We start from the raw sequence: 21,148 nt of genomic DNA, 5'->3' as shown, positions 1-21,148 counted from the left end.
GCCTCCTGTTCCGGCCCGCGCTGCGCGGGCCGGAACAGGAGGCGGCGCGCATCGACCTGATCGCGCTTCACATGTACCTGGACACCTCGTACGACCTCGACACCCCGGATGCTCCGGACACCCCGGCGGCGGGGCTGAGCCAAGACGCGCTCGCCCGCGGCATGCGTACGGGCGACGAGCGGCTGCTGCCGTACGCCGCCTGTGTGGCCTCCGCGCTGCGGCGCCTGCCGTCGTACCGGGGCCTGGCGTGCCGCCGTACCCACGAGGCGGACGGCGGGCTGGTCCCCGGAACCCTGCTGCGCGATCCGGCGCCGGTGTGTGCGCTGCCGCCGGGGGCCGGGGCGCCGCGCCCTGCCGGCGCGCAGTACGCCATCTGGTCGGTCACCGGGCGCCGCACGCGCCAGCTGACCGGCCGCCCCGGCTCCGCATCCGGCGGGGACGAGGTCGTCTTCGCCCCCGGGACGCTGCTGCGGGTGCTCGATGTCCGCGACACCGCCGGCGCCCCGCTGGTGCTGCTGCGAGAAGTACCCACCACCGCGTCCTCCCCGTCCGCCGCCGGGGCGGTACCGCAGGACACGCGGCTCGATGACCACGACCGTGCCGCACTCGACCGGCTGGACGAGGCGCTGCGCCGCCACCGGCCGGCTGCCACGCATGGATAACACGAACGGATGCAAGGAGACATGATGCCAAGTCAGGAACCAACGAACCCCAAGGGGCCCGCGGTGCGCCGCGCCGTCACCCTGCCGGGCACCGCCGGTACGCCGGATCCCTCCGCGTTGGCGCCGCTGGGCGCGGAGCGTACGGAGCGTACGGAGACCGGCGCGGCCGGTGCCACAGGCGCCGCGGTCGAAGCGGACACCGCCGAGCAGCCGAAGGCCTCGCTGAACGAGCCCGCGTCGGCTGGTGAGTCCGTTGAGTCCGTGACGCCGGGTGCTGAGTCCGTTGAGTCCGCGACGCCGGGCGCGGCCGGGGCCGCCACGGCGTCCGCCGGGGCAACCGCGGCGTCCGAGGCCGGGGCGCCGGACACTCCGGCGGCCCCGGACGTACCGCCCGCCGAGGCCGACGGCCACGCGGACGGCCACGGATCCGCCGACGGCATGGCGTCGGCCGAGGGCGATTACCCCCCTGGCGCCGACACCGGGGCCGACGAGGACGAGCCCCCCTCGGGCCGTCCCACCAAGGCGCTGCTTGCCGCCGCCGCCATCGCGGGCGCGCTGCTGATAACCGTGCCGTTCCTGGCCTTCGGGGCCGATGACGACGATCACAAGACCGAGGCGGCGCCCGAGCCCACCTCGGGCATGACGGTCCCGAAGATCGAGGAGAAGGGCCCCGGTACGTACACCGCCCAGTCACCCGCCCCGTCCCCCACCAAGGAGAGCAAGTCCCCTTCGCCGGCGGCCAAGCCCCGGCCCGAGCCGAGCAGCGAGCAGCCGAAGTCCCGGCCTGAGCCTGAGCCCGAGCCGAGCAGCGAGCAGCCGAAGCCCCGGGCAAAGAAGGTGGTGCCGGCCAGCAAGCCCTATTTGCTCGCCCCGGAGCAGCGTACGAACTTCCAGCTCAAGAACGTCACGACCGGCCGGTGTGCGGACCTGCCCGGCATGGGCAAGGGCAAACTCGACGGCGCGGTCCTGCAGCACGACTGCTTTGCCGACTGGAACGCGGACAACCAGGTCTGGGACTTCGTCCTGGCACAGAAGGGCAAGGGACCCAACGGCCGCAATCTCGTCGTGATCAAGAACAAGAAGAGCGGCCTGTGCCTGGACCTGCCCCAACGCGGCAGCCAGCCGAGCAGGACCGCGCTCAACCAGACCCACTGCAACCTCACGCTCCAGGACAACCAGCTGTGGTGGGTCGAGAACCGGGGCGGCAACCGGACGTTCTGGATCCACAACTACGCCAGCGATCAGCGGTGCCTGGAGGTCTGGGGCGAGAAGCCCGACTTCGGCGGCAACGACGCACGTCTGGGCATCTATAAGTGCTCTCCCACTGACGACCACGAGTGGCGGCTGATGTCCAAGGGCGAGTCATGACGGCCACGCGTCGCTACTGACGCCGACACACTTGGTCCGGTTGCGGCCCCCGCACGGTCTGACCTTGAGTTCCAGTGGTCGTCGCAACACCCCAGTTGGGGGGTGCGATGGACTTCGAGATCCGGGACCGTTCGGTCAACCGGGGACGCCGTGCATTGACCGAGGAACGGCGTGTCTACCTTCAGCTCATGCAACAGGGTGTGAGCCATCGGGAGGCGTGCCGGATCGTCGGCCTTAACTACCGGACGGGGAAGCGGTGGCGTAACGGCCGCGCCCCGTCCGGCAAGGACGTCGGGGCGTCACCGATCACCACGGTGGCGCCCCCGCCCGGTCCCTAAAACACGGGGCACCGCGCCCGGGCATCCCCTCGTGGCCTCGCAGCGGGTGTCTCCCGGTGACGTAGGCTCGGCGGATGGCGAAGTATTTCGACGTGCATCCTGAGAATCCTCAGCAGCGCACCATCGGCAATGTGGCTGACAGGATCCGCTCCGGCGCGCTCGTCGCGTATCCGACGGACTCCTGTTTCGCGCTGGGGTGCCTGATGGGCAATCGTGAGGGCATCAACCGGATCCGGTCGATCCGGAACCTCGACGACCGCCACCACTTCACCTTGGTGTGTCAGAACTTCGCGCAGCTGGGTCAGTTCGTACACATCGACAAAGACGTGTTCCGCGCGATCAAAGCGGCAACGCCGGGCAGCTACACCTTCATCCTCCCCGCGACGAAGGAGGTACCGCGCCAGTTGCCGCACCCGAAGAAAAAGACGGTTGGCGTCCGGATCCCCGACCATGTCGTTGCCCAGGCCTTGCTCGCCGACCTCGGTGAGCCACTGCTGTCCAGTACGTTGCTCCTGCCCGGCGAGGACGAGCCGATGACGCAGGGCTGGGAGATCAAGGACCGGCTCGACCACGTGGTGGATGCCGTCGTCGACTCGGGAGACTGCGGCACCGAGCCGACCACGGTCATCGACTTCTCCAGCGGCGAAGCCGAGATCGTGCGCCGAGGGGCGGGCGACACCGCCCGGTTCGAGTAGCCGCGGCGACGGCATCGGCGCGCGCGCCAACACGCCCGACACCGCCCACCCGAGTGTTACTTGTCGCCCGGCGCGGCCTGCCGCGTATCCGGCGGATTGCGCAGTGCCGCCTGCCGGAGTTCTCTGGGCGCCACGCCGTACGCGGCGCGGAACGCGCGGCTGAAGTCCGCCGGGCGTACGAATCCCCACCGGGCGGCGATGGCGCTGATCGACCGCCGCCGCAGCCGGGGGTCGGTGAGGTCGGCGTGGCAGCGTTCCAGGCGGCGCCGGCGTATCGAGGCTGCCACGGTCTCTTCCTGCCGGCGGAAGAGAGTGTGCAGCACCGCCTGATCGGGCGTCAGGGCCACCCCCGGGTAACCGAGCGCCTGCGCCGGGACGGGCCGGGCGGTCACCAATCGGACCCATCGCACCGGCAGCACCGGATCCGTCAGCAGATCCTCATCGGCCAACAGCAGGGCCGCGTCCGACGTTCACACCGCGACCGGGGCTTTGATGGCCGGGTGGTGTCGGTAGTCGAGCAGTTCCACATCGGCGTAGGCGTATGCGAAGAGCGAGTCGGCTTGGCGCAGACGCAGCCCCGGGAACTCGAACGGGGTGCGCGAGAGCTGCTCGGTGACCTGCTTGATGTGATTGTCGTAGATGTGGCAGTCGCCGCCGGTCCAGACGAAGTCACCCGGTTCGAGGCCGGCCTGCTGCGCCACCATGTGCGTGAGCAGGGCATAGCTGGCGATGTTGAACGGGACGCCGAGGAACAGGTCCGCGCTGCGCTGGTACAGCTGGCAGGAGAGCTTGCCGTCGGCGACGTAGAACTGGAAGAGGGCGTGACACGGCGCGAGAGCCATCTTGGGCAGCTCGGCGACGTTCCAGGCGGAGACGATCATCCGGCGGGAGTCCGGGTCCCGGCGCAGAGTGTCGAGAACCTGGCTGATCTGGTCGATGTGCCTGCCGTCCGGAGCGGGCCAAGAACGCCACTGTACGCCGTAAACCGGACCGAGCTCGCCGTTCGCGTCGGCCCATTCGTCCCAGATGGTGATGCCGTGTTCCCGCAGCCAGCCGACGTTCGAGTCGCCTCGCAGAAACCACAGCAGTTCGTACACGATGGACCTGAGGTGCACCTTTTTGGTGGTGATCAGCGGGAACCCCTGCGCGAGGTCGTAGCGCAGTTGGTGCCCGAACACACTTCGGGTGCCGGTGCCCGTCCGGTCGGCTTTGGCCGTCCCGGAGGTGAGCACCAGCCGCAACAGGTCTTCGTACTGGGTGTCCGCCACGGCCGTCGAGTCTACGTCCTCGGGCGAGGCGAGCGGGTTTACCGGCAGCCGGGTGTTCTCCGGTGAACTGCGCCGACCGGGGGCTGTGCGCTGTCCGGCGAACCTGGCGGGACAGCGCACGGCCATGAGGTGGGTGCGGGCTATCCCCGCGCCACCGCGATCGCGCCCTTGAGCCGTTCCCCCGCCTCGTAGATCATGTACGGCACTCCGCCGTCCGTGCCGAAGGAGGGGGCCGCGGCCCGGCCGTTCTCGGGTGCCGAGGAGCGGGAGTCGTAGAAGACGCCGAGGTGCTTACGGAGCGAGAAGTCCTTGCCCACCTCGGTGATCATGATGTCGCCGCCGCTCGTCTTGTCCTTGTTGTAGACCACGTACGCGGAGCCGTTGCGCGTGAGCAGATGGGGGCCGCCGACGTTGATCGCGCCGACGTCCGAGTGGCGCACCAGCGGCGTCTGGGCGAAGGTCCAGGTCCGGGCGTCGGCGGACCAGCCCCAGCAGATATCACGGTGGTTGGTGGTGTTGTTGGTCATGAACAGCATCACGTAGCGGGCGCCGCGGGACGGCAGGTCGTGCCGGAACACCCGGGCGTAGGACGTCTCGGTGGTGCCGGCGGGCATCATGGACGTGTTCAGGACCACCTTGTCGTAGGTGAAGTGGATCCCGTCCTTCGAGCGGGCGAGGCGGGTGGTGGTGTTCTCGCCGTGGAAGTACAGCCAGAACTCCTTGACGTCCTCCTTCCACAGCACATGAGGCGAGGAGACATGGCTGACCGAGTAGTGCGAGTCCCACTTGTTCGACACGATCGGGTTCGCCGGGTACTCGGTGAACGGGCCCTCCAGCGAGTTCCCGTAGGCGAGGCAGATACCGCCGGGCGCGTCGTGGGGCGCGTAGTAGAGGTAGTAGCGGCCGAGCGGTGACGCCAACTTGTCGTAGACGCCGCGCACGGTCGGGAAGATGATCTCGCCCGTGGGGTTGTACTTCAGCTGCGACGGTGTCAGCAGCGTCCGTACGTAGGTGTAGTCGGGGAAGCCTCCGGGCGCGGCCGACGCGGACTGCGTCGACAGGCCGCCGAGGGTGAGCGCGGCGCCAGTGGCGGCGGTCGCACGGAGGAACATACGACGGTCCGGGCCGGACTGTGGCTCTTGCATGGTCGGCTCGCTCCTGAAGTCGGTTGTTGTCGGAAGGGCGTCACAGCTGGGTCGCGGCGGTGACGCACAGGCCGCCGAGCGCCACGGCCCATACGTACGGCAGTGTCCGCACCATCACCTGTTGCGGTGAGACGCCCGCGTACTGGGCGCTCCACACCGTCTGGGTGCTGGTCGGGTCGGCGACGCCGAAGACCTGGTTGTACGAGGTGGCCATGCCGAGGACGGCGGTGGCCGGGTAGATACCGGTGGCGATGAGGACGCCCGCGATGCCGGCGCCGAGGCCGAAGACATTCAGCGGGCCGCGGTACAGACACAGCGGCACCAGGAGCGTGAAGACCAGCACGAACAGCACCGCGTTCTGCGGGCTGACGGCCTTGACCAGCGGCTCCAGCGCGTCGACGGCGCCGGGCAGCTTCACTGCGGCGAGCAGGATGCCGATGGCCACGAACAGTGTGATCGGAGCCGCCGCCACCTCGAAGCCGCCGTACAGCGTGCGCAGCAGGCGGCGGTTCATCTCGCGTGGTGGCGTGGTCGTCACCAGCGCGTACAACACCCCCGCCAATAGTGAGGGGATGATGGCCAGTTCGAAGCCGAGGGCCAGGACGAGCGGCACCACCGGTGTGAGGAGCGCGTACCACGGAGCGTCCCCGAGCAGCTGCCGGCGGCTGCGTGGCTTCGACTCTCCCCGCACCGATGTGAGCGACCACGTGTGCTCCACGCCCCGCCGCCGCGACTCCACCAGGACGTACGCGACCGCCGCCACCAGCGCGAACGGGAACAGCTTCAGCATGAAGCCGCGCACGGTGTCCACGGGGAGTTCCAACGCCGTGGAGAAGAACTGCCACACCGGCAGTTCGAAGGGGATACCCACCGCGATGCCCATGAGGATCGTGCCGGCGGCCGTCACCTTCGGGATGCCCACCGCGATCATGGCCGGGATCCCGATGAGCCCGGCGAGCATCGCCGCGGGCGCGGACCCCGTCACCGTGCCCACGAGGGCCGACACCGCGAGGACGCCGAGCGCCACGAACACCGGCCGGTCGCCGCCGAATTCGACGATCTTACGGACCAGAGTGGCCGCGATGCCGGTCTCCTCCAGGAGCTTGCCGAGCCACGAACCGAGCAGGATCGCGATCATCGTGGCCGCCAGCGCGGGCGCGCCCTCCTGGAGCACCGTGTCGAGCACGCTGTTCTTTCCGGTCAGCGGCGCGCCCGCGGCGAACGCGATCGCCACGGCGAGCAGCACCAACGCGAACGCGGTGGGCAGCCTGCGGGTGAGCATGGCGGCGACACCCGCCGCCATGAGGAGCAGAATCACGACACCCATCGATCACTTCTCGCTTTCGGAACACGCGGCGGCCAGCGCCTCAGTGAGCAGCAGGGGGCTGCGGCCCAGACCGCAGGCGGCGCGGGCGTAGGCGTGCGCGGCGAGTTCGTCGGCGCCCGCGACGTGCGCGTACAGGCGGCGCCGCCCGAGCCGCAGCGCGGTGTGGCCGAGCGCCCGCTTGAACTCGGCCCGGACGTGGGCGTGATGGAGCCAGGCGTGTGCCTGCTCGTGGGCGAGGGCCGCGGCCAGCACCGACCCCTCAGGGAACCAGTGCCGCCAGCCGCGCTGGGTGATGAGCCGTTCGGCACGGTCGACCGTGTCGACGTACACCTCGACCACCGGCGGCCGCGACCGGTACCGGGCCAGCAGTCCGGCGGCGAGCCCGCCGTCCCGCTCGACCACTCGGACCGGCGCCGGATCGGGGGTCATACGGCGTCCGAACTCCTCGGCCGCCTCGGCCCATCGGCGCAGGAGCAGGGGATCGCGGCCCTCGTGCGTGGGCGTCCCCGCGAGCAGCCGCACGGCGAGGTCCAGGTCGTGGTCGTGGTCGAGGTCCGGGTCGTGGCCGAGGCTGAGGCCGTGGTCGCCACTCATACGCGGGACTCCACGACCGCGATCACCGGCTCGTCGGCCGCGCGCGCACGCAACTCGCTGCGGGCCAGCGCGAGCAGGGCCCCGGGTTCCAGCACCCCGGACAGATCCGCGATCCGGCCGCCCACCAGCAGGCGCACCGCGGGCGCCCGAACCCCGCCGTCGCCATACGAGGTGGCGTCCCGCACCAGCGAGGCGAGCGTCTCGCCGGCCGCGCCCACGGTCGTCGTCGTCACCTGCGCATCGGACACCCCGAGCCGCACCACCCCGTCCGCGTCCACGACCCGCACCGGCCGCCGCGCTGCGCGCAGCCGGCGCCGCACCTCCGTGCCGTACACCGTGTACGCGTCCGTGCCGGCCAGGATCTTCACCCGCAGCTCCTGCGCCTTGAGGCTGGCAGCGGCCACGCGCAGCCGCTCGGCGTCATCGGCGCGGTGCGCTCGGTCCTGTGTGCGCAGTTCGGTCGCGCCGGTGGCGACGGCCCGTACGGTGCTGGTCTGCGGGTCGACCGTCACCTCGACCTCGACGCCGTCGGCCGCGGCGCCCTGCGCGACGACCGCGCGCTCGGCCTCGGCACGCACGGCGAGGATCTGCTCCTGGGTGGCGCCGGGGATGATCCGCTCGACCTGCTCGCGGACCAGCGCGAGGGCCACCCCGATCGGGCTGATGACCTCGTTGTGCCGGGCGATGCGTCCTTCCAGACCGGCGGCCTGGGCCAGGTGCGGGGTCACCGCCGCCGCTCCGCCGCCCCCGCCCACCAGGACGGCGGTCTCCCGGTCGAGCCGGTAGTCGCGGATCATCGCGTCCACGACGGTCCTCACCGATGCGGTCCCCGCGTCCAGCACGGCCCGGGCCGCACCGGCCACGTCCATGCCGAGCATGGCGGCCGGCGGGGCGAGCGCCGCCCGCGCCACCTCCGGGTCGCAGCGCGCGAAGTCGCCCTCGGGGACCCGGCCGAGCGCGTTCGCGGCGCACGTCATCGTCACGGCGAACCGGCCACCCGCCGCGTCCAGGACCAGATAGTCGTCGGGGTCGCCGTCCATCGGCCGCACCGTGGCGACCTTCGCGTCCCGCAGCTCGTCGAGCGAGGCGAAACACGCGTAGCGAAGCCCGGCGATATGCGCGCTGCGTGGACCGACGCCCGTGACCTTCCCGCCGGAGACACGCACCATGGACCCGCCACCGACGCCGACGGTGCGCACATCCAGGGCGTTGAGATACGACGCCTTGCCGAGGATCGTCGCGTGCCGCACCGCCACCTTGCCGCGTCGCACCACGCTGATGTCCGTCGACGTGCCACCCGTCTCCAGGAACACTCCCTCGCTGATCCGCTCCTGCATCAGCGCGCCCGCCACACCCGCCGCCGGCCCCGACAGGACCGTCAGCAGCGGGCGGCGCCGCATCTCGTCCAGCGACATGACCCCGCCGTCGCACCGCATCACCATCAGTGGCGCCGTGACCCCGGCCTTCGTGATGGCGGAGTCGACGAGATCGGCCGTGGCCAGCATGCGCGGCAGGATCGCCGCGTTCACCACGGCGGTACGGGTCCGCTTGTGCAGCCCGTACAGCGAGGTGATCTCGTGTGCCGCCGCGACCGGCAGCCCCGTGGGCCGCGCCGCGTCGAGCACCGCCTGCTCACCCTCGGGCCGGTCGACCCCGAACGGCTCGCTGGCGACCAGGACTTCAGCGCCCTCCTCCTGTACGCGGGTCACGGCGGCCCGCACCGCATCGCCGTCGAACGGGTCCGCCACATGCGCGTACACCAGCGGAAGCAGCTTGCCCGGGGCGAGTTCGAGCTTCCCGAACGCGGCGAGGCGCCGGGTGAACACGGCACCCGCACCCGTGCCGATCCCGATGAGCCCGACCTTCGCCACATCGCCTTCCAGGAGCGCGTTCGTGGCCTGGGTTGTGCCATGCGCCAGGAACGTGACCTCGGCCGGGGTGCGCCCGGCCTGTTCGAGGAGATGGTCGAGCGCCTGGACGATGCCGTGCGCGACACCGTCCTCATGGTGGTGGCTGGTGGGCACTTTCACCTGGCCCACCAGTTCGAGTGTTGCGGCATCCACGGCCACGGCGTCCGTGAACGTGCCGCCCACGTCGATTCCGACGCGGACGCGACGGTCAGGGGGCATGTCAGGCACCTCCTTGTGCGTTGACGTACGTATGTTCCTGAAGGGGGGGCGAAGGGGGCCGGTCAGTATCCGCGGACGTCGGGCCAGTGCCTTTGCACACCCGCCCGGTCCAGCACCCGCCCGAACTCCTCGAACCGCTTGTCCTCCGCCTGCACCTGGTGCGGCGCCACGTCCTCGGCCAGGCAGTGCGCGGCAAGCGCGCCCGCGACCTCGCCGACGTTCCACTCCACGGGGTGCAGGCGGTAGCAGCCGTTGGTGATGTGCGTCGTGCCGATGTTCTTGCCGGCGGGCAGCAGATTCCGCACCCGGCGCGGCACCAGTGCGCCCAGCGGGATCTCGAACGGCACCGATCCGATGTCGATGTAGGTGTCGCCGCCGGTCGAGGGGTGCAGATCGATGCGGTAGCCCCCGACGCCGACCGAGTCCCGGTAGTGCTTGGTGCCGTACGGTCCCACGACGTCGATGGCCACGTCCTGCTCGACGACGGTCGTCACCGCCTTGATACGCCGCGACTCGCGTACGTAGGCCGCCTTGGCGAGACCGTCCGCCGTGCCCGTCACATCGGGGCGGATGCGCAAGCCCTGGAACCCGGTGCCGCCGTCCGCCCGCGGCGCCTCGGTCTGCAGCCAGTACAGGACGGACAGCGACAACTGCCGTGCCTCGCGGAGCGCTTCGGCCTCCTGGCCGATATAGGGCTTCAACCAGTAGTCGTTCAGCGGCCAGTTGACCAGCGTGATGTCCGAGTCGAAGGCTCCGGGCCGGTGCAGCTTGCGCGCCAGGATCCGGCGGAAACCCCACAGCTCCTTGTCCCCGGCGTCCGCGCTCTGGTCCGCGCTGACGGCCAGCGGATCCAGCTCGGGGTTGGGCACGAACGAGCGGGGGACAGGCTCCAGGGTACGCGGGTCGGGAGCCGCGAACCCGAGCAGCGGCCCCGGCCAGAAGTCGGGGCGGTACGCGCGCCAGAAGTCATAGTCCTCGGGCCGGTCGACCGTGTGGTCCTCGCCCTCGTGGTGCGACAGCGCGAAGCACACCGTGATGCCCTGCTGGTTGCCGGGCTCCGCCTGGGCAGGGGCGTGCGGCTCTTCGAACTCGGTATGCGCCTCGGCCCCGCTCGCATGCTCCACACCCGCCAACTCCAGCAGCTCACCGGTCTCGGTGGCGTCGATGACGTAGGGCGCGGCGAAGGTGCGCAGGGCGCCGTCGCGCAGGTCCCGTACGGTGACGGCGGTGATGGCATCGTTGTCATGCTCGGCGGAGACGGCCCGGTGCTCGGTCAGGACGGTCAGCAGCCCGGACGCCCGGTGCGGTGCGAGCATCGCCTCCAGGACCGCGAGCGCGACGCGCGGCTCATGGCACAGTTTGCTGACCCGCCCGGCGCCCGGGTTGAGCTCCGTGAGCCCGAGCGCTTCGCCCCGCAGCGGGTACCACTGCCGGTAGTAGGCCCGGATGCCTTCGCGCAAGGCCCGGTACGTCGCCGTCGTGCCGAACCGCTCCACCCACGGGTGCTCGTCCGGCGGCACCGCCTGCGCCGTCAACTGTCCACCGATCCAGTCGGTCTCCTCGGTCAGCACGACGCGCCGGCCCGCTCGGCAGGCGGCGAGCGCGGCGGCGACCCCGCCGAGGCCGCCACCGACGATCAGGATGTCTGGCTGAGGTACCACAGTGCTCCTTGTGATCGCGCCTGAACTTCGTTCCGCTGCTCTGGAGTCGCTCGCTACGGTGACTGGATGGGTGGGCCCGCCGTCTCGCCGGCGCGGAACTCGCAGGCCACCAACGGCTCCCGCGCCTCCTCGCCCGCCACGAGCGCGGCGAGCAGCCGGACGGCCGCGGCGCCGAGCCGGTGCCGGGGGATGTCGAACCCCATCGGCACGGGCTGGGCAGCGAGGTCGGCGGGCGGGCTCCCGAGCAGCCCCAGCGAGACGTCGCCCGGGCAGCTGAGTCCGGCCTCCCGGACGGCGGTGATCAGCGCCCGCCACGCCGCCCCCGTGTCCGTCTCCTCGGCCACGAACGCGGTCACCCCGTCCGCGACCAGGGTCCGCACCCGCTGTGCCGTCAGCTCACGCATCGGATCGGCGCAGCGCAGCACCGCACCGGGCCCGCCCGCGGTGCCCGCCGCCGCCAGGCCGTCGAGGAAGCCCTGCTGGCGGTCCGTGGACGGGGGCGCGTCGTCGTCCTCCCGTACGAGCACGATCCGTCGGTGGCCCAACTCGGCCAGATGGCCCACGACTTCACGGCTGGCGCTGACATAGTCGGCGCCGACCCAGGCCAGCCCCTCCAACTCCTCGCGACGGCCCAGATGCACCACCGGAAACCCGTCGGCGACGAGCCGCTTCAGTTCGGCGCGCGGTACGTGCCGGCCGAGGAAGAGGCACCCGTCGGCCAGCCGCACCCGGCTCAGCGCCTCCGGTCCGACGGCGCTCGCGCCACCGCTGCTCGACCCCGTGAACAGCACCAGGTCGTAGCCCTGGGCGGCCGCCTCCTGCTCCACACCCACCAGAAACGGGTAGTACGAGTGCTGTACGTCCGTCGGGAAAGTGGCGGTGAAGCTGAAGACGCCGAGCAGGTTGTTGCGGGCCGCCGCCAGCCGCCGGGCCGCCGGGTCCGGCACGTAGCCGAGACTGCGGGCCGCCTCGTGGACGCGCTGCCGTGTCTCCTCGGAGATCGCCGCCGCTCTGCCGTCGCCGCGCGCCGACAGGACCAATGACACCGTCGCCTGCGACACCCCGGCGAGCTCGGCCACCTCGGCCTGCCGCGGCCGTGACGTACGGCTCGCGGACGCCGGGTTCCGCCCCGGTTTCGCCCGCTTCTTCGGCTGATCCACCCCTGGCGTCCCCTCGCTCACCGGTCCGTTAATGCGCATTAGTAATGCGCATGAATGCACTCTGGCGTGACCCTCACTGCCCGTCAAGAGTCAGGACATGGCGGATGCCACTGCGCGGGGTCAGGAGGTCCGGGTGTGGTAGTCCAGCAAGCGGGTGAGCAACTGGACGAACTGGTCGCGTTCGGCCGGACTCAGCGGCGCGAGCAGTTCGTCGTGGAGATCGTCCAGGATCTTGTCGAGGCGGCGTAGCCGGCGGCGGCCCTGGGGGGAGATCGTGATGATGTTGCGGCGCTGGTCGTCGGGGTCCGGGGCCCGCTCGACGAGGTGGCGCTCGGCCAGTTCGTTGAGTACGCCGACCATGTCGCTGCGGTAGATGCCGGTGCGTCTGCTCAGCGTCGCCTGGCTGCCGGGCCCGTGATCCTGCAGCGAGGCGAGCACGGCGTAGTGCCACTTGCGGGCGTCGGCCTGGGCCAGCCCTTCGTTGATCAGCCGGTCCGACCGCGTGGACAGCTGCGACAACAGTCGGCTCGCCCGTCGACGCAGTCTGTCGGGCGTCGTCTTGGGCGCGCCGTCGCCGGGCACGTCCGCGGGTTCGGCTCTGGTCATGGCGCCGATCCTATCGATTGCGCTAGTCCGACTAACGATGTACGTTCGCTCGTGCCGACGTCGTTAGTTTCACTAACGTTAGTCGTGCGAACTCCCGGAAGGAAGACCCGCCATTCCCACCAAGACACTGCAGATTCCCACCCCTGACGGTCAGGCCGACGCTTTCGCCGCTTTCCCCGACGGCGGCGGGCGGCACCCTGGGGTGCTGATGTACGCGGACGGCTTCGGCATCCGGCCCGTGCTGCGGGAGATGGCCCGCGAACTGGCCGGGCACGGGTACTACGTGCTCGTCCCCAACTTCTTCTACCGGCACGGTCCGGCACCGGTGATCGAACTTCCCGAGCACATCGGAGAAGAGGTCCGGCCCGCGGTCATGGCACAGCTGATGCCCTTGATCGAGGCGCACACCGCCGAACGTGTCCTGCGCGACGCCGACGCCTACCTCAGGTTCCTCACCACCCAGCCCGAGGTCGGCGCCGGACCGGTCGCGGTGACCGGCTACTGCATAGGCGGCCTCCTGGCGATGCGCACCGCCGCGGCCCACCCCGGCCAGGTGGCCGCCGTCGCCGCATTCCACGGCCCCGTGGGCGCCGACGGGCCCGACCTCTTCTCCAAGCTCACCGCCCAGGTCCACCTCGGCCACGCCGAAGGCGATATGACACCCGAGGCCCTCGGCGAGCTCAACCAGGCCCTGGATGCCGCAGGTGTCAGCTACACCTCCGAGATCTACCCCGGCACCGTCCACGGCTTCACCGTGTCCGACACCGACGCTTTCAGCGCCTCCGGGCTGCAGCGCCACTGGGACCGCCTGCTCCCCCTCTTGGACCGCACCCTGGCCAACAGCTGAGGCTCCGGCTCGACGAGGTCCGTCGCGAGAGGTTCAGGAGGCTTCGAAGGCACCGAGATCCGGTGCCTGCCCGCTGTAGGGCAGACCGACATTGACGCCTTTGTCGATCAGGGTGCTGTTCGCCGCGAGCCGGAGGTTGCGCAGTACGGGCAGACTGCCGTCGGTTTGGCGGGCCGCATCCCAGCCGGACGTCGACACGCTCTGGAACTGGGCGTCCGACAGGGAGATGCCCAGGTTCCAGGAGTTGTACGTGGCGCTGGTGCCGCTCATGTTCGAGGTCAGGGTGCCGGTGTAGGCGATGTTGTTACGGAGGTTGCCCCGGCCGACGGCGGCGCCGCTCGAGTCGACACCCAGCATGTTGAAGCCGGGGTGGTTGCCGTAGCTGGTGTTGTTGAAGAAGTCGTTGGCGAGCGGATGGTGGTTGGCGTAGAAGCCCGCCGCCTTGTTGGCGAAGGCCACCGAGGTGCGGACGGTGTGCTTGACGGCCCCGGCGTCGTAGTCGCCGCCGTAGCCGCCCGCCTTGAACCCGTTGCCATTGCCGGAGCCGGTGGTGGTTCCCGGTATGTATCCGTTCCGCCAGGCCCAGGAGTTCTCGATGGTCACCGACGAATAGGCGTTGATGAGGTCGAAACCGTCGTCGGAGTTCCACCATGCGCGACATCCCCGGAACACGTTCCCGGGGTTGTTGGCAGAGATGTGCGCACCGAATCCGTCGGCGTTCTCACCGGCTCCACCGGAGCTGTTCGGGTCGTAGTTGTCGTGTGAATCCGAGTCGAGAACGAGGTTGCCGCCTCCGTTTTGAATGAACAGGCCGGGCCCCATGTGATGATGGGTGTTGATCTGTTCAAAGGTGTTGTTGCTCCCGGAGATCCAGATCCCCCAGGACTCGTGGTTCAGATTGTTGTTCTGCGGGACGCCGGTGACCTCCAGCCCCTTGAGGTGGATCCAGCTGCCGGTGACATCGAAGCCCTTGATCCGGCAGTCGTCCGTCATACGTGAGAAATTGAAGACCGGTTTTTCCCCGGGATAGGCCAAGTAGTGGATCTGATTACCTGAACTGCCACTCTTGTTCAGGGTGATCGCGTCGACCCGGTCCGTCTGGCTCTTGCAGCTGTTGATCCCATGCGTGTAGGAGTACGTGCCGCCCCGGAAATACACCGTGTCGCCCGCCCCGACGACGGACTGCGCATGGGCGATCGAGGCCCAGGGAGCCGCCTGAGTTCCCGCGGCGCTGTCGCTGCCGTTCGGGGCGACGTAATAGACCGTTCCGGCCGCTGCGTTGCTTGTGGCTGCCGAGCTGGGGGTGATGGTGAGGGGGGTCAGGAGGAATGTGACGGCCGAGACCAGGAGGGCAGGCGTCACGCGGCAGGCGGATTTCATCGCTCGCTCCAGATGGTTGAGGAAACTCCTGGTGTAACCAGAACGTTCCACGTTTCAGATGAAGCCGTCCATGGCCGCCGTCGGGCGCCGACTGCTGTCGTCCCAGGCCGAACTGTTGTAGCTGTTGAATGAGGGGTAGCCCTCGGGTTCCCAGAAGAAGGTGCCCAGGCCGCCAAAGCCCTGCAGCCCGGTGATGAACGCCCGCAGCGAATCGCGCACCTGGGCGGGTTTGCCCACCGGCCCGCCGTACTCCACCTGCATGACCGGCTTGCCGTAGCCGGCCTGGATGGTCTGCATATTGGCCAGTACGCCGGGCACGTTGCCGCCCTGCGCATACGAGGAAAGGCCGGTGATATCCCACTTCCCGCCGTTGTCCCGGTAGGCGTTCAGGAAATTCTGGACGCCGCTCAGGTTCTGCGGCTGGGCCAGATGCACCAGCACCGGGGTACTCGGGAAGACCTTTTTGGACATGTCGTACGCGGCGTTGAGCAGGCCTGTCATCTGATCCGGGCGGCTGAGACTGCCGACCGGTTTGCAGATCCCGGAGTTGGTTTCGTTGCCGATCTTCACCCAGGCGGGGGTGACGCCGTAGTACTTGATGACGTTGCACGAGTGGTAGACGTAGTCGTACATGGCGTCGAGCATCTGGCTGTAGTTCATGGCGGCCCAGGCGGCCGGCGGGTTCTGCACACCGGCCGAGTTCCAGGTGTCGCCGAAGTGGAATCCGATGAGGACCTGCATACCGGCGTTCTTGGCCCGCTGGGCCAGCTGTGCGGTCTCCTCGATGCCGCAGTGTCCGTTGGCCGGATCGCTGGAGGGGTTGACCCAGGTCCGCAGGCTGACCGCGGTGATGCCGTACCCCTTGAGGATGGCGAACAGATCCTGCCGCACTCCCGCGCTGTTGTTCCAGTAGTAGCCGTGTGCCTCCATCTGCGGCATCCAGCTGATGTCAGCGCCCCGGACGAACGCTGCGGCCTGCGCCTGAGCCTCCGCCTGCGCGGGGGCGGCGGCGGCTCCGAGCGCCACCGTTCCGGCACCGGCCGCGGCGCCCAGCAGTACGGTTCGGCGGCGCACACCACCTGGCCGTTGCTCACGTTCCTGTCTCTTCTCCATCTTCCGTACCTCTCTCCGGTAATTGACGGACATGACGCGTGTGCGAGCAGCCGTTCACGGTCGAAGCAGGCAGGTCCATGTCAAATCGCGAGGCTCGGTGAATCATTGCGACACATTCGCATCACTGAGCTGCAGATTGCTGCATAATGCTGCGCTCGGCGGCATCAAGTGTCAAGAGACGGCGTCGAGTTGAGCCGCGCGGTGGCGATGGGCGCTGTTCAGGCCCGGGCAGCGGCCCCGCAGGAGGACCTGACGATCAGCCGGGGCTGGATGAGCAACTGGCGGACGGGTACGGCTGACGGGTCGGGCGCGTCGAGGCGTTCCAGCAGCAGCCGCGCGGCCTGGGCGCCGATCTCGTGCTTGGGCGGCGCCACCGCGGTCAGGGGCACGTCGGCCAGGGAGGCGATCTCGTCGTCGTAGGCGATCAGCGCGATGTCGTCCGGCGTACGCAGGCCCTGGGAGCGCATCCGCCGCATCAGCTCGATCGCGTCGTGATCGGAGTGCACCAGCGCGGCCCGGGCGCCGTCGGCCAGGCACTCCTTGATGAACCGGTCGTAGAGGCGGGTGGCCTCCGTGGGGCCCAGCGTGGGGCGTCCGCTGTCCAGGACCGGCGCACCGGAGGCGAGGCCCAGCTGCCGGACGGCCGCTTCGTACCCCTCGCGGAGCAGAGGCGCGGTGGGGCTGCCGTTGGTGAACAGCCCCACCCGCTCGTGCCCCAGGTTCATGAAGTGCCCGACCGCACCGAACGCGCCCTGCTGGTGATCGGTGGCCACGAACTCGCCCGGCACATAGCGGTCGTACGGCCGTCGTTCCATCAGCACGAATGGCAGCCCGCCGGCCCGAAGCCGTTCGAACGGTTCCTGAGGCAGGATGTGGCCCGTGGCGGAGGCCACCAGCAGCCCGGTGGCGCCGGACGCGACCAGCTCCTCGATCTGCTGGGTGTCATTCGGGTACGTGTAGTTGCTCAGGCCGATGACGACGCGGACGCCGCGCTCGGTGGCCACGGCCTGCACGCCGGCGACGACTCGGGGGTAGTAGTAGTGCGCCGACGGGACCAGCAATCCGAGCGTATGCGCCGAAGCCGGCCTGGCATCGGCGCGGAGAGGGCCGGACGGCGCGGCCACCGGCCGCGGCTCGGACGGCTGCCCGTCGGTGCGCGATGTCGCGAGCACGGCACCTCCGCGGACCCGGGTCACCCGCCCTTCGGCCTCCAGCTCGAGCAGATCCCGCCGGATGGTGGCGCGCGACACGTTCAGGCGCGCGGCGAGTTCGGTGACCTTCAGCCCCTCGGCTGCCTCCAGCTCCCTGACCAGTAGCTCATGCCGCTGCGCAACGAGCATGTCGGACACGGCCCCCCTGTGAACAGATTTGAACGATTCTAGCCCGCGCACTTCGAGTGCCGTCCAGTACCGATCTTCGCCCCGTCGGCTTGTGGCGGCCAGTCGGGGGCGGGGTCCTCGGTGAGCAGCGGCCGGAGGGCGCCGAGGACCGCGCCGATGCAGATGTCGCGCAACTGGGTGCGGGTGCAGGTCTCGTGGCTGAGCCAGTCGACGCAGAGGACCTGGACGAAGACCAGCCAGCTCTTCAGGACGCCGGATACGGCATCACGGGCGCCGGCGTCCGCGAGTGGGAGTACGGCCAGCAGCCGGGCGCGGAGCGCGTCCAGCTCGTTCGTCATGATCGTCTGGATCACCGGGTCGCCCGCCAGGACCCGGTTCGCGGCGAGGACGGCGTTGCGGTTCGCCACGAAGTAGTCGAGATGGACGTCCATGCCCTGGATGAGCTGCTCCACCAGGGAGTCGGCAGGGTCGAGCCGCGTCTCGGCGAGCAGTTGGTCCGCCGCCTGCTGGTAGACGGCCGCGAACAGGGCGTGCTTGCTGGGGAAGTGACGGTAGAGCAGGGCCCGGGACACGCCGGCCTGTTCGGCCACATCCTCCATCAGCACATCGGCGTAGGGGTGCGCGGCGAAGAGCCGTGCGCCGACGGCGAGGAGTTGGGCGCGGCGGTCGGCGGGGGTGAGTCGCTGGCGAGGAGGCACGAACGAAGCTTAGTTGACATGAGTCTACTAGCGCGCCCAATGTAGTAGATGTATGTCAACTAAGCTCCGCCAAGACGGCTTGGAGGGATTATGGCCAGGGCTCTGCGCGTACTCGCGCAGCTGATGGGCTGGGCCTGCGTGGCGATCGGCCTGTTCCACGTGGCACTCGGCAACGCGGCGATCCCCGGCGCCGGTTCCGCCGGCGCGACAGTCGACAGCTGGGGCCGGTTCATGGGGGCCGTCTTCGCCGGTTACGGGCTGGCCTGGCTCTGGGCCGCGCGGCAGCGTCCGATCCCGGCTCGGGCGGTGCGGTGGCTGGCCGGCGTTTTTCTGCTGGGTGGCGTGGGCCGGCTGCTCTCGCTCGCCGTGCACGGCTGGCCGCAGTGGTTCCAGATCGCACTGGCGGCGATCGAGCTCAGCCTGCCGCCGGTCTTCTTCTGGCTGGCCGACGCGGAGGAGCGGACCCTGCGCGGCGACGTGGAGGCCCTGCCCGCCGGGCGATGAAAGCGCCCGAGCTCCGGCCCTCAGCCGCTGGTCCCCTCGGTCGTACCGGCCGGGTCCTGGGGCGCGCCGTCGCCGGTCCTCGGCAGATCGCCGCGCTCGGTGCCGACCTGCCCGCCGCTGTCGCCCGCGCCCTTTGGCAGGACCTCGGCCAGCTCCCCGTCGTCGGCCTGATGGAGGCTTTCCGCGGCCTGGCGGAGGGTGTCGCGGGTGACGCTCTCCCGGTCGGCGCTCAGCCGGATGACTCGTCCGTCCTCCTCGCGCGCGTACTCATGGGCGGACTTCGAGGCGCGATACCAGCTCTCGCCGTCCCGCTCACATGTCTGCTTCTCGCCCCGGGCCTGGTCCGGGCCGGACTCCGCGCAGCCGGCGGGGCTGGACCCGCGCTCGTCCACCCGTAGTTCGATCGTCCCGCCGCCGGGTTTGGTGTAAGAGCCCCCGAAGCCGTGGTCGCCGATCACGCCCACGGACTGCGGCGCGAGGGTGTAGCCGGGTACGTCGGTCACGTACACCATCTCCGGTTCGGTGCCCAGCGCCCGGGCCCGGGACTCCAGTTCGGAGCGGTCCACCGACTCCTCCCCGCACGCCGACAGCGTCAACGCCAGCGGCAGCAGGAGCAGCGGCAGGGCTCTTCGTAGCTGCGTCGTCATGTGCGCATCCTTCCGTATCTTTCCGCACCACGCCGCCAAGGCCTCGGCGGGAGAGTCGAGAGCCGAGGCGCGAACCAGATCGCCTGGCGGGGCGGCCCGGATCTACAACTGGGACGGGGACGACTGGGACACCCTCTGGGCAGAAGCGGGAGCGCCGGCCAGCAGCGCCAGCGTCGGTGCGGGCAACAACGACAAGGCGGACGGAATCAAGGCCTGCTGAAACAGGCCGCTCACGACATGTGTCACCTGGGCGGGGCCCGGGCGAAGGTCGGGCGGTCCTCGGTCGTGGGGTTCCCCGGAGGCGTACGGCACCGCTTCGATGGAAGCACATGGCGATACGGGGGTGAGAGCGTTGGACGTCACGGGTGCGGGTGCGCCGATCGTGGCGGTGGTCGGGGTGGTCGGGACCTTGCTGTCGGCCCTGCTGACCCAGCGTGCGGCCGAGCGCGGTCGCCAGCGTGAGCAGGAGCGGACCGAGCGAGTGCGGGCGCGGGCGAGGGAAGCCGAGGCGCGGCGTACCTGTTACGTCGCCCTCAACGCCTCTCTCCGGCAGTATCTGGCCGCCCTCACCGACCAGTTGCACGCCCTGCTCCGCACGGAGGATCCGCGCGCGGCACGGCAACGCCTCAGCGAGGCCCGGGATCTGCACCGGGACGTGTACGCGGAGGCGCAGATGCGGCTGCCCGACCCCGTACTCGCCCTGGCCGGCGAGGTCACCCACGCGCTCGGCACCCTCTACGGCCGACTCCGGCGCCTGGACGACGGCGTCCCCCGCCCGGGCGACTCGCTCGATGCCGCCCAGGGGGAGATCGACGCACTGTGGAACCGGCTGCGGGAGCTGCGGCGCGGGATGCGTGCGGATCTGGGAGCTTCGGGGGTGTCCCGACCGAGCCCGCCCGAGCCCGACGCGCACCGTCCCCGAACCGATCCGGATGCGTCCCGGGTGAGTTCCGGGTGTTGATCGGGCGTGGGACGGAAAAGCTCACTGATCGGGCGCCGTTGTGACGGACATTCCGTCATCACAGGTGGCCGGACGGTCTGTTGATGTCCTTGAGACGTGAGGAGTGCCGGTGGGGGACGAGGGGGAGAGCGGTGGCGTTCAGGCGGTGCGGACCTGGGCCGGCGAGGCCATCGGACGGGCGAGGGCATTGCTCCCGGCGCCGGGCACGGTCGCCAAGGCCTCGCGCGCCCATGACGACTCGGTCACCGAGCTCGACGCGCTCTCCCGACTGTTGGACCACGATCCGGAGCTGCGCGCCTCGGTGACCCTATGGCTCGGCGGTGCCCTCACCCTGCGCCACGGCGTCGGGGGCGGGACGCCCGAGGACCGGGAGCGGGCGCACGGTCTGCTGCGGGACGTACGGGACCCGGCGACGAAGACCGGAGCCGCGGCCTCCATCGAGGACCGGCGGTGGGCCGCGCTGTTCCTGCTGACGCACGCGATGCCGCTGCAGGAGATGCTGGGCGGACTCTCGCCGGAGCCGGACGCGACCGCAATGTTCGACATGATCAGGCGGGAGGGGCCGAGCGGGATGGTTGCCTTCGCGGCCGAGGGACGGGTATAGAGGTCGCGCACCTGCCGCAGCTGCCTCAGGTTCTCCGGCGGCAGCGGGAGTTCGGCCGCCTCGGTCACCAGCTCTTGCAGCTCGGCCGCGAAGGCAACCAT

Annotated in this window: 20 protein-coding genes and 3 pseudogenes; 9 read left to right on the top strand and 14 right to left on the bottom strand. The window is 70.2% G+C overall.

Going from position 1 to position 21,148, the window contains the following annotated elements:
• The 4 genes and pseudogenes from CCN51_RS55280 to CCN51_RS38945 form a co-directional block, all read left to right on the top strand.
• Nucleotides 1–662, top strand: a pseudogene (locus tag CCN51_RS55280) (hypothetical protein); the annotation flags it as partial.
• A 24-nt stretch (nucleotides 663–686) separates the two neighbouring features.
• Nucleotides 687–2,030: an RICIN domain-containing protein gene (locus CCN51_RS38955; protein WP_143676021.1), complete on the top strand. Its 1,344-nt coding sequence runs from the start codon at nucleotides 687–689 to the stop codon at nucleotides 2,028–2,030.
• Nucleotides 2,031–2,137: 107 nt separating this feature from the next.
• Nucleotides 2,138–2,362, top strand: a pseudogene (locus CCN51_RS60280) (helix-turn-helix domain-containing protein); the annotation flags it as partial.
• An 80-nt stretch (nucleotides 2,363–2,442) separates the two neighbouring features.
• The gene (locus tag CCN51_RS38945) at nucleotides 2,443–3,063 is read left to right on the top strand and encodes an L-threonylcarbamoyladenylate synthase (RefSeq protein WP_014173160.1); all 621 of its coding nucleotides are present in this window, start codon (nucleotides 2,443–2,445) and stop codon (nucleotides 3,061–3,063) included.
• Nucleotides 3,064–3,119: 56 nt separating this feature from the next.
• On the opposite strand, the pseudogene CCN51_RS38940 reads toward CCN51_RS38945, so the two are convergent.
• From CCN51_RS38940 to CCN51_RS38900, 9 genes and pseudogenes are all read right to left on the bottom strand, one after another.
• Nucleotides 3,120–3,383 (bottom strand): annotated as a pseudogene (locus CCN51_RS38940) (helix-turn-helix domain-containing protein); the annotation flags it as partial.
• Nucleotides 3,384–3,533: 150 nt separating this feature from the next.
• On the bottom strand, nucleotides 3,534–4,331 hold the full coding sequence (locus CCN51_RS38935; protein WP_014173158.1) for a thymidylate synthase: 798 nt from the start codon (nucleotides 4,329–4,331) through the stop codon (nucleotides 3,534–3,536).
• A gap of 140 nt (nucleotides 4,332–4,471) precedes the next feature.
• Entirely contained in the window at nucleotides 4,472–5,476 is a 1,005-nt protein-coding gene (locus tag CCN51_RS38930) for a glycoside hydrolase family protein (protein WP_043486019.1), read from the bottom strand.
• 40 nt (nucleotides 5,477–5,516) lie between these two features.
• Complete coding sequence (locus CCN51_RS38925) at nucleotides 5,517–6,803, bottom strand: TRAP transporter large permease subunit (RefSeq protein ID WP_014173156.1); 1,287 nt, start codon at nucleotides 6,801–6,803, stop codon at nucleotides 5,517–5,519.
• A gap of 3 nt (nucleotides 6,804–6,806) precedes the next feature.
• The gene (locus CCN51_RS38920; RefSeq protein ID WP_014173155.1) at nucleotides 6,807–7,397 is read right to left on the bottom strand and encodes a hypothetical protein; all 591 of its coding nucleotides are present in this window, start codon (nucleotides 7,395–7,397) and stop codon (nucleotides 6,807–6,809) included.
• On the bottom strand, nucleotides 7,394–9,526 hold the full coding sequence (locus tag CCN51_RS38915) for a hydantoinase/oxoprolinase family protein (protein WP_014173154.1): 2,133 nt from the start codon (nucleotides 9,524–9,526) through the stop codon (nucleotides 7,394–7,396). The genes CCN51_RS38920 and CCN51_RS38915 overlap by 4 nt, the downstream gene beginning before the upstream one ends.
• A 62-nt stretch (nucleotides 9,527–9,588) precedes the next feature.
• Nucleotides 9,589–11,187, bottom strand: coding sequence for an FAD-dependent oxidoreductase (locus tag CCN51_RS38910; RefSeq protein WP_014173153.1), 1,599 nt, complete (start codon nucleotides 11,185–11,187; stop codon nucleotides 9,589–9,591).
• 53 nt (nucleotides 11,188–11,240) lie between these two features.
• On the bottom strand, nucleotides 11,241–12,347 hold the full coding sequence (locus CCN51_RS38905) for a LacI family DNA-binding transcriptional regulator (RefSeq protein WP_014173152.1): 1,107 nt from the start codon (nucleotides 12,345–12,347) through the stop codon (nucleotides 11,241–11,243).
• Nucleotides 12,348–12,467: 120 nt separating this feature from the next.
• Nucleotides 12,468–12,953, bottom strand: coding sequence for a MarR family winged helix-turn-helix transcriptional regulator (locus tag CCN51_RS38900; RefSeq protein WP_014173151.1), 486 nt, complete (start codon nucleotides 12,951–12,953; stop codon nucleotides 12,468–12,470).
• A gap of 112 nt (nucleotides 12,954–13,065) precedes the next feature.
• On the opposite strand from CCN51_RS38900, the gene CCN51_RS38895 reads away from it, so the two are divergent.
• Nucleotides 13,066–13,800 (top strand): dienelactone hydrolase family protein, encoded by a 735-nt coding sequence (locus CCN51_RS38895; protein ID WP_043486017.1) that lies wholly within the window; start codon nucleotides 13,066–13,068, stop codon nucleotides 13,798–13,800.
• 33 nt (nucleotides 13,801–13,833) lie between these two features.
• On the opposite strand, the gene CCN51_RS38890 is transcribed toward CCN51_RS38895, so the two are convergent.
• The 4 genes from CCN51_RS38890 to CCN51_RS38875 form a co-directional block, all read right to left on the bottom strand.
• The gene (locus CCN51_RS38890; RefSeq protein ID WP_043486015.1) at nucleotides 13,834–15,180 is read right to left on the bottom strand and encodes a right-handed parallel beta-helix repeat-containing protein; all 1,347 of its coding nucleotides are present in this window, start codon (nucleotides 15,178–15,180) and stop codon (nucleotides 13,834–13,836) included.
• Between the two features lie 54 nt (nucleotides 15,181–15,234).
• The gene (locus tag CCN51_RS38885; protein ID WP_055413838.1) at nucleotides 15,235–16,293 is read right to left on the bottom strand and encodes a glycosyl hydrolase 53 family protein; all 1,059 of its coding nucleotides are present in this window, start codon (nucleotides 16,291–16,293) and stop codon (nucleotides 15,235–15,237) included.
• Nucleotides 16,294–16,511: 218 nt separating this feature from the next.
• Nucleotides 16,512–17,633, bottom strand: coding sequence for a substrate-binding domain-containing protein (locus tag CCN51_RS38880; RefSeq protein WP_043488675.1), 1,122 nt, complete (start codon nucleotides 17,631–17,633; stop codon nucleotides 16,512–16,514).
• Between the two features lie 38 nt (nucleotides 17,634–17,671).
• A complete protein-coding gene (locus CCN51_RS38875) occupies nucleotides 17,672–18,331 on the bottom strand; it encodes a TetR/AcrR family transcriptional regulator (protein WP_014173146.1) in 660 nt (219 codons plus the stop codon).
• Nucleotides 18,332–18,421: 90 nt separating this feature from the next.
• On the opposite strand from CCN51_RS38875, the gene CCN51_RS38870 reads away from it, so the two are divergent.
• Nucleotides 18,422–18,835 carry a DUF4345 domain-containing protein gene (locus CCN51_RS38870; RefSeq protein ID WP_014173145.1) on the top strand — a complete coding sequence of 138 codons (414 nt, stop codon included), beginning with the start codon at nucleotides 18,422–18,424 and terminating at the stop codon, nucleotides 18,833–18,835.
• Between the two features lie 20 nt (nucleotides 18,836–18,855).
• On the opposite strand, the gene CCN51_RS38865 is transcribed toward CCN51_RS38870, so the two are convergent.
• A complete protein-coding gene (locus CCN51_RS38865) occupies nucleotides 18,856–19,482 on the bottom strand; it encodes a hypothetical protein (RefSeq protein ID WP_014173144.1) in 627 nt (208 codons plus the stop codon).
• Between CCN51_RS38865 and CCN51_RS38860 the strand changes: the two genes are divergently transcribed.
• From CCN51_RS38860 to CCN51_RS38850, 3 genes are all read left to right on the top strand, one after another.
• Entirely contained in the window at nucleotides 19,481–19,702 is a 222-nt protein-coding gene (locus CCN51_RS38860; RefSeq protein WP_043486014.1) for a hypothetical protein, read from the top strand. The genes CCN51_RS38865 and CCN51_RS38860 overlap by 2 nt on opposite strands.
• A 132-nt stretch (nucleotides 19,703–19,834) precedes the next feature.
• Nucleotides 19,835–20,443 carry a hypothetical protein gene (locus tag CCN51_RS38855; RefSeq protein WP_014173142.1) on the top strand — a complete coding sequence of 203 codons (609 nt, stop codon included), beginning with the start codon at nucleotides 19,835–19,837 and terminating at the stop codon, nucleotides 20,441–20,443.
• Nucleotides 20,444–20,552: 109 nt separating this feature from the next.
• Nucleotides 20,553–21,047: a hypothetical protein gene (locus CCN51_RS38850; protein ID WP_245881758.1), complete on the top strand. Its 495-nt coding sequence runs from the start codon at nucleotides 20,553–20,555 to the stop codon at nucleotides 21,045–21,047.
• Nucleotides 21,048–21,148: the final 101 nt, after the last annotated feature.

The sequence above is a fragment of the Streptomyces milbemycinicus genome (assembly GCF_002154605.1).
Lineage (GTDB): Bacteria > Actinomycetota > Actinomycetes > Streptomycetales > Streptomycetaceae > Streptomyces > Streptomyces milbemycinicus.
Note: the sequence above shows the minus strand (reverse complement) of the source record. Positions and strands in the feature narration are given on the sequence as shown.